Consider the following 610-nt stretch of genomic DNA (forward strand, 5'->3'; position numbering starts at 1 on the left):
TAATTTGTGCGCTTTGGTATCCGGCTCATATCTCTTTGAAGCAGAGCAAAATGGCTCTTGCGGTCGATGTGCTCATCGCAGGAGGGGCTATCGCCTGTTTGCTTTACATTCCATATGCCGAAGATGCGTTGTATGAGCGTGGTGTTAAGTTTGTCACTAGCGACTGGGTCTTTGCCATTATGGCGATATTGATCGTCATCGAACTGATTCGCCGCACCATGGGGTGGTTTATTCCTGTGTTGATTGTGATCTGTTTGAGCTACGTTGTTCTGTGGGGAAAATGGGCGACGGGTATTTTTCATTTTCCGGGGTTGAGCATGGAAACCCTGCTTTACCGTAGTTTTTACTCTTCTGAAGGCATGTTCGGTTCTATTTCTCGCATCAGTTGGACATTCGTTTTTATGTTTATCCTCTTTGGTGCGTTTTTAGTACGCTCTGGCGTTGGGGATTACATCATCAATGTCGCTCGTGCAGCCGCAGGAAAAATCATCGGAGGGCCGGGTTTCATTGCCGTGCTTGGCTCGGGTTTAATGGGCTCTGTGTCGGGATCTAGCGTGGCGAATACCGTGTCGACAGGGGTGATCAGTATTCCGTTGATGCAAAAAGCAGG

General features: G+C 48.4%; 1 protein-coding gene. It reads left to right on the forward strand.

Translation table 11 applies throughout. From position 1 onward, the window contains the following. Window positions 1–610: TRAP transporter large permease subunit (locus R7P74_RS27605; RefSeq protein ID WP_318123866.1), on the forward strand; the 610-nt coding region annotated here is incomplete at both ends.

Source organism: Vibrio sp. 2033, from assembly GCF_033339735.1.